Raw genomic sequence first — 13,030 nt, 5'->3', positions numbered from 1 at the left:
TAACACTCTGTTGTTTCTAGGATCTGTTACCAAACATTAACACCTATGATTTTTAATGAAACCTCCATTCAGGGGGTCTATATTGTTGACCTGGAACTGCTAAAAGACGATCGTGGTTTCTTTGCCCGCACATTCTGTGCCCAAGAATTTGAAGAACGAGGCCTAAAGCCCGTTGTTGCCCAGTGCAATCTCTCCTTTAACCACAAAAAAGGAACCCAGCGGGGCATGCACTTTCAAATTCCCCCGGCCACCGAAACCAAATTGGTCCGCTGCACCCAGGGAGCCGTTTATGACGTTATTGTTGACCTGCGGAAAGACTCTCCCACTTACCTTTCCCACGTTGGCGTAGAACTCACCGCCGACAATAGACGGGCCATCTATGTACCCGAAATGTTTGCCCACGGCTACCAAACCCTAACGGACGGTGCGGAAGTGGCCTATCAGGTAACGGAATTTTACACCCCTGGCTATGAACGGGGACTACGTTACAACGATCCCAAGCTAGCCATCGAGTGGCCCATGGAAACCGCAGCCGTGATTTCCAACAAAGATGCCAACTGGCCTCTAATTGGCGATCCAGCTAACGAACTAGACACTATCCAGCCCATCTCTACAGGAGCGCCCGCATGATTATCGTTGATACCGCCCTCCAAGCCCGTGAAGAAGCGGGCAATCCCGTCCGCGTTGGCATGATCGGTGCTGGCTTTATGGGGCGTGGCATTGCTAACCAAATTATCAACTCGGTCCCCGGCATGAAGCTAGTGGCCGTTTTCAACCGTAGTTTGGACGGTGCTAAACGCGCTTACCAGGAAGCGGGGGTAGAACACATCCAAGAAGTGGTCACCGTCGCCGAGCTAGAAGATGCCGTCAACCGGGGCACCCCTGCCGTCACCGAAGATGCCTCTTTGCTGTGTAAAGCAGAAAACATCGATGCCCTCGTAGAAGTAACTGGCACCATTGAGTTTGGCGCCCAGATCGTACTACAGGCCATCAACCACAAAAAGCATGTGGTGATGATGAATGCAGAGCTAGACGGCACCGTTGGCCCCATGCTCAAGGTGTATGCCGACAAAGCGGGCGTTGTGCTCTCTAACTGCGACGGCGACCAGCCTGGTGTGGAGATGAATCTCTACCGCTACGTCAAGAGTATTGGCTTTACTCCACTGCTGTGCGGCAACATCAAAGGTCTACAAGATCGCAACCGCAACCCAACCACCCAGGCCAGTTTTGCCGCCAAGTGGAAGCAGGCGGCCTACATGGTAACCAGCTTTGCCGACGGTACCAAAATCTCCTTTGAGCAAGCGGTTGTCGCCAACGCCACTGGCATGAAAGTAGCCCAGCGCGGCATGTTGGGCTACGACTTCCAGGGCCACGTGGATGACATGACCCACCTCTATGACGTGGACCAGCTCAAATCCCTAGGCGGCATCGTAGATTATGTGGTGGGCGCTAAGCCAGCGGCAGGTGTGTTCGTCTATGCCACCAACGACGATCCTAAGCACCAGCACTACCTGAGCTACTACAAAATGGGTGCCGGCCCTCTGTATAGCTTCTATACGCCCTATCACATTTGCCATTTTGAGGTGCCCCTATCCATCGCCCGGGCGGCACTGTTTAACGATGCCGTCATGGCTCCCATGGGTAAACCCATGGTGGATGTGGTCGCGACTGCCAAAATCGACCTGAAAGAAGGTGAAACCCTGGACGGCATCGGCTATTACATGACCTACGGTCAATGTGAAAATGCTGATGTAGTACTCAAGGACAATCTGCTGCCCATGGGCCTCGCTGAAGGCTGTAAGCTAAAGCGCCCAGTGGCAAAGGATACCGTATTGACCTACGACGATGTGATCTTGCCCGAAGGCCGAATCTGTGATCAGCTACGTGCTGAGCAAGATACTCACTTTGTAGAGGCTTAAGTCATCGTCGTGTAAATATATCACACGACACGACTGGAAAATTAGCAACAAATGCTGAGGGCCGGATCAAGTTTTTGATCCGGCCCTCAGTGTATAAACTGCGGAATCTGCCCCCTTAGACCTCTTGGCTTGGCAACCCCAACGACTCAGGAGGATGAAAAAGCCCTTTAAGCTGACTTTTCAGCGGTCGGGATATCTTCAAAATCTGTCCAGCTGTCGTTTCTTTGCCAGAATGCTTTTCACATGCTTTTTGACCGTATTTTCGGTGATAAATAGGGTGCTGGCAATGGTCTCATAGGACTGTTCTTGGAGACGTAGTTCCCACACATCTACCTCCCGAGGTGTGAGGCCATAGCGTTGACCATCTGCCACCGCACGACGGCGATAGGCCTGATGGCGATCCTCTAAAATCAGCATCAAACAGTCTTCTTCTTGCACCTTAAGATTTAGGGGCTGAATCCGCACCCGAATCGGCTGATGGTGCACGTTAGTGATATCAAACTCACCGCCCAAATGGGCCTCCAGGCCACCGGCAATATTCTTAAAAATAGGGGAGCATAGCCGCCAGAGCACTGCGGGCATTTGGGAGAGTTCCGGCAGGGACATCTCCGACATGGTCAGTGACCCACAAACCCGAGCAGCGGTGGCATTGGCCTGGAGCACTCGACCACTGGCCGCCACAATCAATAAACCATCGACTAAATTATCCAGGGCTGTTTTTAAAAGAGAACTAAGAACAGATTCATGCTCGAAGGGCTGAACACTAAAAGAGCTATTCATTAGGGGCATCCTAAACTCAAGTAACCAGAACCCATGGGAAGGCCATCTCCCATTTTCAGGCTCTAATTATCTATCGGGTATGCCCCATGGAATTCTGCATTAGTTTTGCGGCAGCTTAATAAAGCGACAACAATCGGCAATGGGGGCCGCAGCAATATCCTCCAACCCAACAGCATTCAACAGTTCTTGCCACGCTGATTGAGCCACCCCGTCGTCTGGATTGGTTTGCTGGGATTGGGCCAACGACGACAGATCGTCAACGAAAAAGCCATGGCTCGGGTCCTCGTCTGAGCGTTCTGGCTGATGTTTTAGCCAGCCATCGACCACCACCGGCGGCCCTTGGCCACAGGTCACGGTTACATACCAGTGGTAGTCGCGATCGGGGGATAGATTCACCCCTAAATCCCCCAAGGCCACCTCCATGATGTGGGTGGCAGCCGGCAGTGGCTCCGCCGGATCTAACTGGCCCCGCACGAGCTGATTGCCAGCGTCATCTTTCAAGGTAAACCGGAGCTGACTCGCTTCTTCTAGCCGGTAGGGAAGATAAATCCAAAGATCTGGCGCCGGTTGCTGGGTCAAACTATACACAATATCTGGCAGTGTGGGTTGCACCTCATCGGTCCAGGTGGCCGTATCTGGCATCAGGGCCGTTAACGGCGAGGTGCCTGGCGATAGATCACACACCCCACCACGGCTACCACCACCACGGCGGGTCCCATCCCTGGGATAGCCCAAGTTACTGGGGCGACCTGCCCATAGGCTATGGGAGGAGAATGCGGCAGACCTTAGGTCCGTGGGCATATCAGCCAAGCTAGGGGCATTCAGGCCCAGGCTGACGGTGAGCAATGGCACAAGGTAAACAGACATAGATTTGGAACAAGTAGATGCACTTCATTGGTAGGACCGATAGCGACTAACGGCGACAACCGATCCTGTGAAGACGATAGCAGCAGGAACATAGGGCACCCAGATGGCAGGGACCGCCAGCAAACTCCAACACATGAGAAACAAACTGACTTCTAGGGTGAGAAACATCAGCCAAAACCGATTCTTCACCAGGTACCATGCCAGCCCGGCCCCGGCAAACGCCCATAGCATAATCCAGGCGATTTCCACCCCGTCATTCCAGGTGCTGAGGAAGGGCCGGTCATCGTCCACTGCGCTCACTAGCTGACTGATGATATGGGCCTGGATAAAGACCCCTGGAATCATATCTTCAGGGCGTTCGCTGGTGGTATAGGGGGTTTTCCAAAAGTCTCTTTCTTCAATATCTCCACCGCCAAATTCCAGGGCCGTAGTCCCAATCAGGACAATGCGATCGCGCAAATCCTGACCATTAAAATCCGCCTGTAGCACCTGGCCAAGGCTATAGGACTGGGCAATGTGCTCCAAATCCGGCAAATGCCGATAGCGCAGCAGTTGTTGATAGCCCCCAAAGGCTTCTGCCGGCAGCCGATAGCCCCCAGAACTGGGGGTTAACCGGGGAACCTTAACCTGCTGAAGTTGAAACTGTTCGTGCTCTTCTGGCCAAAACACATGCTCTAACCAAGGGTTTTGGCTATTGTCCAACGCCCCAGGGGCCAGATACTGGGCGGCCACAATGGCGGCAAAACTCTTATGGGCCGTACACACCGATCCCGGCAATGGTTCCATCGCCAGTAAAATACGCCGTGCTCTACTGTCACGGTCCTCCAATAAATCGCTAAAACCCAATGATTCGTGGGGTAACGTCGCATTGGGCGGGGGGCCAATGCCTCCGGTTTCCGCCGACATGGACGGGTGCTTACACAACGACACCACATTGGACGCAGACTCTAAGCGCTGTTTTAATTCTGGCAAATCATCGGCAATGGGATGGGCGTGATAAATGTCCACACCAATCACCCTGGGCGCAAAGGTTTCTAGTTTTTGCAACAGCTTGAGCAAAGTCTCATCGGTGATGGACGCATCGGATGTTTTATCCAGGCCCTGCTGCTTCAGATCCGTGGCAGTATTTTCAATCACCACAATGCGATGATCGGGGGTTTCCCAAAGCGGCCACCAGCGCAAAAACCGATCGTAGGCCGCTAGTTCCAAAGACTGTAGCCCCCCCAACAATCGCATGGCCAGGGTCGCTGCCGTCACGGCTGTGGCCAAGGCCCCAGCCATCCAAGGAGCACCGAGGTTAGGCGATGGCACCTGCCCCTGTAGGCTCTGCCAAGTGGGGGGCTGCTGAGCCAGATTTTGGCACAATATGGGTAACCAGGTGGCGCAGGGAAATTCGTTTTCTAACCCCTGCAGTCGTTCTCGTGCTTCTCGCACGGAGAGATAGAGGGACGTATCACGGGAAAAACTCTCGAGAAACCCCTTGAGAAATTCGTGGGCCACCCGATCGGGCACGGGCTCACGCATTACGAGAATTTGAGGAATATGGAGATCGGCTAAATCCTGGGCCAACCCCAAGCCATCGCAGGAATTAAAAATCGCGATCGCTAATCCCCGCTGCACCGCCTTAGACAAGGCATATTTTAGCTCAGGAATGGTCAAACTCTCCTGGGCATTTAAGCTAATTTGGCCGTTGCTGCCCGTACTGTTGCTATGGCCGGCAAAAAACAAAATATCCCAGCCCTGGGGCTGCCATAGATATTGGTTGAGCACGGCCCGATCGGGGGCAGGCAAAAAATGCAGGTCTACGCCGGGTAAATTTTGTAAAAGCGACCGATCGGTGGCTAAATCTAACCCGGTCGCCTCCCCCAATATCGCCAAAATTCTAACGGTTTTACTCCGGGTATGGGGGGCCTCAACCTGTTCATACACCGGAGCACTCAAAGCCAGTTCTAGGCGAGGATAGCGCTGTAGCAGCACCCACTGATGCCACGGCAACCGTTTTAATAGGGGGTCTTCAGTTTGCACCACCATCCGAATGTTATCGCTGGGGCTAAGCTGCTCGAGCAGTTTGTTGTGGATAGCCTGAAAGTCGGCTTGAGTCAGCCAATGGTTCATGAGATCGCACAACGCATCAGCCATTTCCTGACAGTCCCCCACCCAGGACACATTAGTGACCATATTGGGCTCAGATTCCAATCGGTGGGGCACTTGCAACTGCCGATAGGCCGTCTGCCACTGCTGATATAGCAGCGGCAAATCCGGTGCTGTGGGCAATGCCCCCACCAGTTCCACCGTCGGTCGCTGCGTCTCCCCCCCAATCTGCAAGGTCACCGAAAACCCCTGCTGGAAATTCCCAGGGCCAATCTTCAACACCACCAGTTTCCCTAGCTCTCGCATATTGTCTAGGGAATTACCAAACTGCTTAGCCATACTTGCTTTTATCACAGATCGACCGCGTCACCCATCGACCGCATCAGATCATAAAATTCTCGACCAGACAGGTATCTTCCAAAGAAACCTCGGCACTAAAGGGTTCTCCAGGTTTTCCACGAAAATAAAGCTGCAAATAATTATCCACACTGCGCGCCTGGGCCGTCAAATAGACCTTACCAGTCTCATCCAAAATCTTGACCGACAGCCCCTCCGGTAAATACATCACGCCACCGAGGGGATATAGCCGCACCCCCACATTAATAAATGAATCATTATCTTGGCCCACTTCCAGCACCAGGGCCACCTGTTCCGTCCCCAGCTTCAGCCCCAAATCCAGTTGTTTGGCCCGCCTAATTTGGCGGGGCGCCTCCTGTTCTAGCACCTGGGCGCCCTGGCGAAAGGCCGGAGTCCACATATATTGAGCCAACAAATCTTCGGCTAGCTGCCAACTACCTTCCACCTGGCCCGCTAGCCACTGACTCAGCTGAGTTAACTGGGAAGATTCTGGGGCAACCTCACGCTGGCGCAGCCGCTGGAGATAAGCGGGGAACGCTTCCATAGGCTGCAACTGGGACAGCTGTAGCTGGGGATGCGCCGGGGATACTGCGGCCACAAACCCCGACAACGTAGCCTCCCCTGAGGCTTCATCTAAAACCACTGCAATATAACCAATCCGTTCTTCCACCGCCTCCGTTGGCACAGCGTAGCCTTGGGTCCCCACTAACATCGGTCGACATTCCAGCCGTCCCACCCCAGGAACAACCAAATCCGCCACATCTTCCAACGCTTGCATGGCCGGGTTCCAACTATCGCTGGCGGACAAATCCGTAGGAATCCCCAAAGCCCCAAAAAAGTCATGCATTACCCACACAGCCAAAGTATTCCGCCGCACACGCTCCGCTAAAGCAGGATGGGAATGATCCTCCGAAAACTTTTGAGCGATGAGTTTTCCTTGTTGAGTAATCGGCCAGGTCAACATGGTACTGGCCCCCTGTTGTAAGTAAGACATGAATAAATGCTCCAAAAGGCTGTGACAGTAATGAAACTAAACAAAATAAATCAACTAGGAATTTAAATGCCCCTCCGTCCGGCCAAACTCTCTCAGGCGAGGCTTACATTTGCGACGATAAAAACTCTCTAAGGTTTTATAAGACACTCCAAACTCTTTTTCGAGAATATGCCAGGGGGTTTCCGGCGGTAGTCGTCTGAGCAGCATCTCATAACAGTTAATCTCTGGATGACCAGCCATATAAATCTGGCGCAGTTCGTTGGCGTTTTGCTCTAGCCAATCCTGAACTCGTTCCAAAATGGGAGGAATGTCAGGCTTAGCCGCCAGGGTTTCGACAACCGGGGTAGTCTCCCCTTCATCGTTATAGGTAGAAACGCAACGTTGACGATCTTTCTGAGCTGCCTTGGCAAAATCTAACAACCGAAATTTGAGGTACGCATTTAACCAGGTCACAACGCTAGCAACGTCTGGGTTATAGGGACTCGCGGCTGTTTTTCCTTCGCAAAGGTTTTGACAGAAATAAATCCAGGTTAGCTGTAACGCATCTTGGTAGTAAGGGCTGTTGTCCCACCAAAGACGGGGCTTCACCACTCGAATTAACTGGGTTAGAGACCGCTGTCGCTCCGGACTTCCAAAAGAGTGACGACAGGCTTCACAAGCTAACTGACGTAATTCATCTGGAGATAATTCATCTGGGGGTAATTCATCTGGAGGTAATTCATCTGGGGGTTGATTCATTGATTGCCCTGGGTTACTCCGTCCGAGAATTGTCCGCATTAACGTCTTCCCATCTATCAAATTTATACGGCTAGTCACTCATCAGGGCAACCGCTACAAATTCTGCAAGGATCCGGAATATTTACAAAACTACAGTTTTGAGCCCCTCAGGCCCAGAACTGGGTGAGTCAACCAGACACTAGGCTACAAAGCCAGCTACGGCAATGTGCTGGCTTAATTCAGGCGCCTTGCTGTAAACACGCCCCATCTACTGTCTCAAAACTAGCGGCACCCAACCCATGGCCAAGGTTAAAGCCCCATGGCTGAATACAAAATCCGATTCTTTAACTTATTTCAATTAGTCATGGCAACCTAACAAGCGCCAATTGGCTGAAACCTTATCCGGAATTCATCATGGCTGCATGAAGTAATCCACATACACAGCAAAATTGATACCAACGGTACCCCGAAGGGTGATGTCAGTTGGTAAGCCACCATGGCAATCTCAAAGAAATCTTTTGTTGTTTCGCATTACTTCTTCATCAGGCTATGTCTAAACCTAAAGCAGCTCGTAAACCTACCCCAGAAATTGAACGCTGGAGACCTATTTCCAAGCAAATTCGACAGCAGAAAGGCATTAAGTAAGGTAATCTAGAATCCCTGATTCCCAGGCTGACCTGAATTGCCCGAAACATGCAAATGGTCAAATCGAACAGTCAGGTGAGTCTTTTAAACTACCGTTAAAAAAGCTTACTCAGCCAAGAGTGGAAAATTATTTAACACCTAGAATTGGGAAAGTGATGGTTACACCATCGCTTTCTCCAACCGATTCTATGGCAGTTGTATGGCAAACATATCAGACCCACCCTGGCGTTTTTTACCCATTCTGGGTTTGTCTCTTGTTGGTGCTTCACTCGGGAGCTTTATTCCGGAAATAGTCGACTACCAGGGGGTTTGGGCTCAAGAAATCTTACCATGGCCTTATGCTCTACTAGACGATGTTGATGGCTTATTAGAACAAAAAGGATATGCCCAAGCCCTGCGCCATTATCAGCAAGTGCTTGGGCTATCTTCCAGTGAACCGACACTTGTTAAAGCCGACATTTTATTTCAAATCGGTTATTTGCATGATTCTCAGAACGAATTTGAGGCAGCACTAGAGGCATATCAACAATCTCTTCAAACCATTGAAAACCTATCATTTCCTGAATCTAGTGCTCGAAAGGCCGAACTATGGTTTCAGCTGGGCTGGACCTTTCGAAACTTAGAAAATTTTGATCAGGCACGAGCTTCTTTATTAAGAAGTATCACCCTATATAGAAAACAACCACAGAACGATACGCCATCCAGACAAAGATTGGGCCATGCGTTATACACCCTAGGACGTATCAACGATAGTGACGGCAATTTAGCTAAAGCACTAGGATTATATCAAGAAGCCTATGATATTTTTTTAACATTAAATGACACAAGTAACAGGCTACGTACGGCTACTGTACTCAGTGGTATACACACCGATTTAGGCAACTATGACCAAGCCTATCAAAGTGCAAAAACAGCACTGGTCATAAGTCGAACTGCCCAAGAACTCGATGAAGAGATTGACCTCTTAACGTTGCTTGGATTTATCCAGGGATTGCGACAACGTTATGACAATGCCATCAATTATTACGAACAAGCACTGAGCCTAGAAAATAAAATGGCTGGCAATGATACTGCACTGATTTTAAACAATTTAGGCTATACCTACCTACAAGTTGAAGATCTAGCCCAGGCCCGCGCTACTTTAGATCAGGCTCTTACACAGGTAGTACGCAGTGATCATCCTCAAGCTAAAGCTTATCACGTCAATATTTTAGATACCTTCGGTGATCTCTATGTGGCCGAACAGACATATGAACCGGCATGGGAGAGCTATACATTATCACTGCGGCTCAGCCATGATATTGGAGACCGCATTGGCCAAATTCTCACCTGGATAAATTTGGCTGATTTGCTAACTCAGCAGAAACAACCTGCTGTAGCGATCGCATTCTACAAGCGGGCCATTAATGACATTGAACAAATCCGAGCCAATGTGCGATCGCTCCCCCTAGAAACCCAACGGCGCTATACCGACACCGTCGCCGATAGCTACCGAGAACTCGCCGCCCTGCTATTAGAGCAAGAACGGGTATTTGAAGCACAACAAGTATTAGACCTGCTCAAAATCCAAGAACTCGAAGACTACTTCCACGATGTGCGCGCAGACCAGCCAACTGTTTCAGAAAAGCTGCCCTACCTGGAGCCCGAGCGGACCTTACTGACACAGCACCGGGCGTTACTCCTGCAAGGGCCATCAGACATCGAGACTGCGCTCAGTTTGGCAGACTTTCTACAAAATCCCGACGTCGCCAGGGCACTAGACCAGCTCCAAGAAGGGGCCACCCTCAAACCAGACTCGCTCAAACAGCTGCAAAAAGACCTGAAAACCTTACCCCACGAGTCCGCCGTTCTCTACCCTTTAATTTTGAACGATCGTTTGGAACTGCTGCTGATACCCAAAACCGGTGATCCCATTCACAAAACCACCTGGTTAGCCAAACATCAGCTAGAAGAACAGGTCACCCGCCTGCGCAAAAATATCTCAGACCCCAGCGAAGACATTAGGGCGACAGCCGGTTCGCTACACGAAGCAATTATTGCCCCCCTACAAACGGAGCTGCAAAAACTAAAAATCGACAATATCATCTACATTCCCGACGGAGTGCTCCACTATATTCCCCTGTCTGTTTTGTATAACCAGGCGGACGGGCAATGGTTAGCGGAAACGTACTCTTCCTATAATCTCACCACCAGCGAGATGAGTGATCTGGTGAATCCACCACAGCGCCCCTTCAATGCTCTGGCAGCCGCGTTTACCGACACCGAGCAAACCTTTGAAAAATTTGTTGACCAAACAACCACTAACTTTAACGGCCTTTTCTATGCCGATCGCGAAGTCTCTTTCCTAAAAGACAAGTTGCCCGACACTCAGATTTTGCTCAATGCAGACTTTAATCGTAATAACCTGGAAACCCAGCTAAAAGAACAAAATATTCTCCATCTAGCCACCCATGCCGCATTCATTCCAGGACAGCCAGAAAATTCTTTTATCTTATTGGGAGACGGGGACACCATTACCCTCAAGGAACTACGCCATCTATCCTTACCCAGCGTAGACCTGGTGGTGCTCAGCGCCTGCCAAACGGGGATCAGCTACATTGCAGACGGGGTGGAAATTTTAGGCATGGGATTTCAAGTGCAGCGCACCGAGGCCCGAGCGGCGTTGGCCTCCCTATGGTGGGTGGACGATCGCACCACATCCCAACTGATGGCACTGTTTTATGACGCCCTCACCCAAGGAAAAACAAAGGCTGAAGCCCTACAAAATGCCCAACGTCAGCTAATTGACCAGGGCCAGGAAGAGCCCTATTACTGGGCGCCCTTTGTGTTAATCGGCAATGGGTTGTGAGTCCCAAAGATGTTTAGCCGGGCTCTGCCAAATAGGCTTGCAAATGAGGGGTGAGGGCGTTCCGCGCCGCCATCGCATGGCCAAATCGCTTATTCTGACTTTGATGAATCAGTTGTTCAAACCAGTCAGCAATGGGGTCTGGAATTGCGGCAAACCCACGCCACTGCAGCTCGCCACTCACGCTGGGCAACGTCAACTGATCAATGGATTGCCCTGTCAACGCCTGGAGACCAATCAACCCCAGGGCATAGATGTCGCTGCTCATAACGGGGCGGGCAATGCGCTGCTCTAGGGGCTGATAGTCTCGCTGCATCAGCAATTGCTTACGATATTCAGCGGACTGCTGACTGACGCCAATCATGACCCGCTTACCCAAACCGCTATCCACCAGCACCATAGACTGGCCCATGGTTTCCCAGTTTTGGGTTTGGATAAAACAATCATCCCGCAGCCCGGTATGGACCTGGTTATGGCGATGGAAAACACTCACCTGCTCTAGCAGGCGGTCCATCAACAATAAAACAGACTCCAACGACCAAGGCTTTTGCAGCTTTGCTTGCAGCAACTGGTCTTGGCTAAAGTTTTTACCCAACCCATGGACAATATAAAACGTATTGTCTACCTGGCCATAGGTATACCCTGGGAACAAAGAACGGAGGGGCTGAAAAGCTTCTGTTTCTTTTTCCATCACCCGCCGTAAGAGATCGGCGGTGTCTTGGGAATAGGCCTTCAGGGTTTGCAACAGCACCAAGGAGTCCGTGTGTTTATCCAGGGCAATGGACAGGGGCCCCAGGGGCTCTTGCCTTAGGAAATACTGGACCTGATAGCGATCGGCCGCAAACCGAGAGAAGCTGTTTTTAGGCACCAGGCTAATGTTGGCCGCCGCCGCTGGCTCCGCTGGCGCAACCACTGAAGACGAAGAGGGAGGCTTGAGCGCCGTGGGGGGAGAAGACGCCACAGGACGCAGGGGCGCAGCAGCCTCTGGGGTAGGCTGTTGTATTTTTGTGGCTTTGACAATCGCTAGCTGGGTTTCAACTCGGGCCAGGGTAACGGCAAAATCGATGGGCTTGGTGATGTAGTCATTGGCCCCTAGTTCAAAGGCCCTCACCATATCATCACTTTGGGCTTTGGCCGTCACCATCAGCACCGGCAGCTCGTTTCTAGAGTAGGTCTTACGCAGACGCTTAAGGGTTTCAATGCCATCAATCCCCGGCATCATAATGTCGAGCAGCACCAGGGCCACTTCAGGATGTCTGGCAATGTAAGCCAGGGCCGCTTCACCGCTGTCTACCACCACGGATTCATAGCCCCGACGCGTGAGGCGACGACTCAACATATCGCGGTTGTCTTCGTTGTCGTCCACCACCAGAATAGGCAAACCGCTGAAAATGTTGTTTGCTTTTTCAACCGCAGCTGGGATCAAGGGTTCTTGGTTATCAGCGGTAGTTGCTTCCGAGGTTACGGAGTTAGCCGCAGGCTGATCCAATCGCTGTACGCCGTCCGTCGCCAGCGGGGTAGCCGATTCATTATCAGAAACAACAATGGTGGATTGAACCGGGGGTCCCCAAGAGTTCTGATCGGAAAGACCGGGCGTCCCCCAGGGGTCATCCTGAATTGGGGCAGCGGGTGGTTCAGGAGAACGTTGATCCAACGGCAACCAGGCTTCGGCGGCAATGGGTTGTTCTGGATACCTCACCGGCTGCACCACGGCTGGAGTTGTGGTCACTGGTTTGATGGGAACCACTGGCGCCGTAGACGCTGGGGGCGCTTTGACGATGGGCTTTGGCGTATCGGAAGCATCCGCCAGCTGCT

The 13,030-nt window shown here is 51.5% G+C and carries 9 protein-coding genes; 3 read left to right on the top strand and 6 right to left on the bottom strand.

Annotated features, from left to right (window positions below; translation table 11 throughout):
- The first annotated feature begins 45 nt into the window (after nucleotides 1-45).
- Complete coding sequence (gene rfbC / locus IXB28_RS07115; RefSeq protein ID WP_215617827.1) at nucleotides 46-630, top strand: dTDP-4-dehydrorhamnose 3,5-epimerase; 585 nt, start codon at nucleotides 46-48, stop codon at nucleotides 628-630.
- Complete coding sequence (locus tag IXB28_RS07110; RefSeq protein WP_215617826.1) at nucleotides 627-1,919, top strand: NAD(P)H-dependent oxidoreductase; 1,293 nt, start codon at nucleotides 627-629, stop codon at nucleotides 1,917-1,919. The genes rfbC and IXB28_RS07110 overlap by 4 nt, the downstream gene beginning before the upstream one ends.
- A 198-nt stretch (nucleotides 1,920-2,117) precedes the next feature.
- Here IXB28_RS07110 and IXB28_RS07105 read toward each other — a convergent pair whose 3' ends face one another.
- The 5 genes from IXB28_RS07105 to IXB28_RS07085 form a co-directional block, all read right to left on the bottom strand.
- A complete protein-coding gene (locus IXB28_RS07105; RefSeq protein ID WP_215617825.1) occupies nucleotides 2,118-2,699 on the bottom strand; it encodes a helix-turn-helix transcriptional regulator in 582 nt (193 codons plus the stop codon).
- 99 nt (nucleotides 2,700-2,798) lie between these two features.
- On the bottom strand, nucleotides 2,799-3,566 hold the full coding sequence (locus IXB28_RS07100; RefSeq protein ID WP_215617824.1) for a DUF928 domain-containing protein: 768 nt from the start codon (nucleotides 3,564-3,566) through the stop codon (nucleotides 2,799-2,801).
- Between the two features lie 24 nt (nucleotides 3,567-3,590).
- Complete coding sequence (locus IXB28_RS07095; protein WP_215617823.1) at nucleotides 3,591-5,996, bottom strand: CHASE2 domain-containing protein; 2,406 nt, start codon at nucleotides 5,994-5,996, stop codon at nucleotides 3,591-3,593.
- A 43-nt stretch (nucleotides 5,997-6,039) separates the two neighbouring features.
- The gene (locus IXB28_RS07090) at nucleotides 6,040-7,008 is read right to left on the bottom strand and encodes a DUF1822 family protein (protein WP_215617822.1); all 969 of its coding nucleotides are present in this window, start codon (nucleotides 7,006-7,008) and stop codon (nucleotides 6,040-6,042) included.
- Nucleotides 7,009-7,062: 54 nt separating this feature from the next.
- Complete coding sequence (locus IXB28_RS07085) at nucleotides 7,063-7,746, bottom strand: sigma-70 family RNA polymerase sigma factor (RefSeq protein ID WP_215617821.1); 684 nt, start codon at nucleotides 7,744-7,746, stop codon at nucleotides 7,063-7,065.
- 823 nt (nucleotides 7,747-8,569) lie between these two features.
- Between IXB28_RS07085 and IXB28_RS07080 the strand changes: the two genes are divergently transcribed.
- On the top strand, nucleotides 8,570-11,218 hold the full coding sequence (locus IXB28_RS07080; RefSeq protein WP_215617820.1) for a CHAT domain-containing protein: 2,649 nt from the start codon (nucleotides 8,570-8,572) through the stop codon (nucleotides 11,216-11,218).
- A gap of 13 nt (nucleotides 11,219-11,231) precedes the next feature.
- On the opposite strand, the gene IXB28_RS16745 is transcribed toward IXB28_RS07080, so the two are convergent.
- Nucleotides 11,232-13,025 (bottom strand): response regulator, encoded by a 1,794-nt coding sequence (locus IXB28_RS16745; RefSeq protein WP_407659179.1) that lies wholly within the window; start codon nucleotides 13,023-13,025, stop codon nucleotides 11,232-11,234.
- Nucleotides 13,026-13,030 lie beyond the last annotated feature (5 nt).

The organism is Leptothoe kymatousa TAU-MAC 1615 (genome assembly GCF_018739865.1).
Classification (GTDB): domain Bacteria; phylum Cyanobacteriota; class Cyanobacteriia; order Phormidesmidales; family Phormidesmidaceae; genus Leptothoe; species Leptothoe kymatousa.
The sequence above is the reverse complement of the archived record's forward strand: the minus strand, read 5'-3'. Positions and strand labels throughout refer to the sequence as shown.

Bases quoted from the DNA above. Each gene is read 5' to 3' on its own strand.
- rfbC (WP_215617827.1), top strand. From the start codon at position 46: ATGATTTTTAATGAAACCTCCATTCAGGGGGTCTATATTGTTGACCTG.
- IXB28_RS07110 (WP_215617826.1), top strand. From the start codon at position 627: ATGATTATCGTTGATACCGCCCTCCAAGCCCGTGAAGAAGCGGGCAAT.
- IXB28_RS07105 (WP_215617825.1), bottom strand. From the start codon at position 2,699: ATGAATAGCTCTTTTAGTGTTCAGCCCTTCGAGCATGAATCTGTTCTT.
- IXB28_RS07100 (WP_215617824.1), bottom strand. From the start codon at position 3,566: ATGTCTGTTTACCTTGTGCCATTGCTCACCGTCAGCCTGGGCCTGAAT.
- IXB28_RS07095 (WP_215617823.1), bottom strand. From the start codon at position 5,996: ATGGCTAAGCAGTTTGGTAATTCCCTAGACAATATGCGAGAGCTAGGG.
- IXB28_RS07090 (WP_215617822.1), bottom strand. From the start codon at position 7,008: ATGTCTTACTTACAACAGGGGGCCAGTACCATGTTGACCTGGCCGATT.
- IXB28_RS07085 (WP_215617821.1), bottom strand. From the start codon at position 7,746: ATGAATCAACCCCCAGATGAATTACCTCCAGATGAATTACCCCCAGAT.
- IXB28_RS07080 (WP_215617820.1), top strand. From the start codon at position 8,570: ATGGCAAACATATCAGACCCACCCTGGCGTTTTTTACCCATTCTGGGT.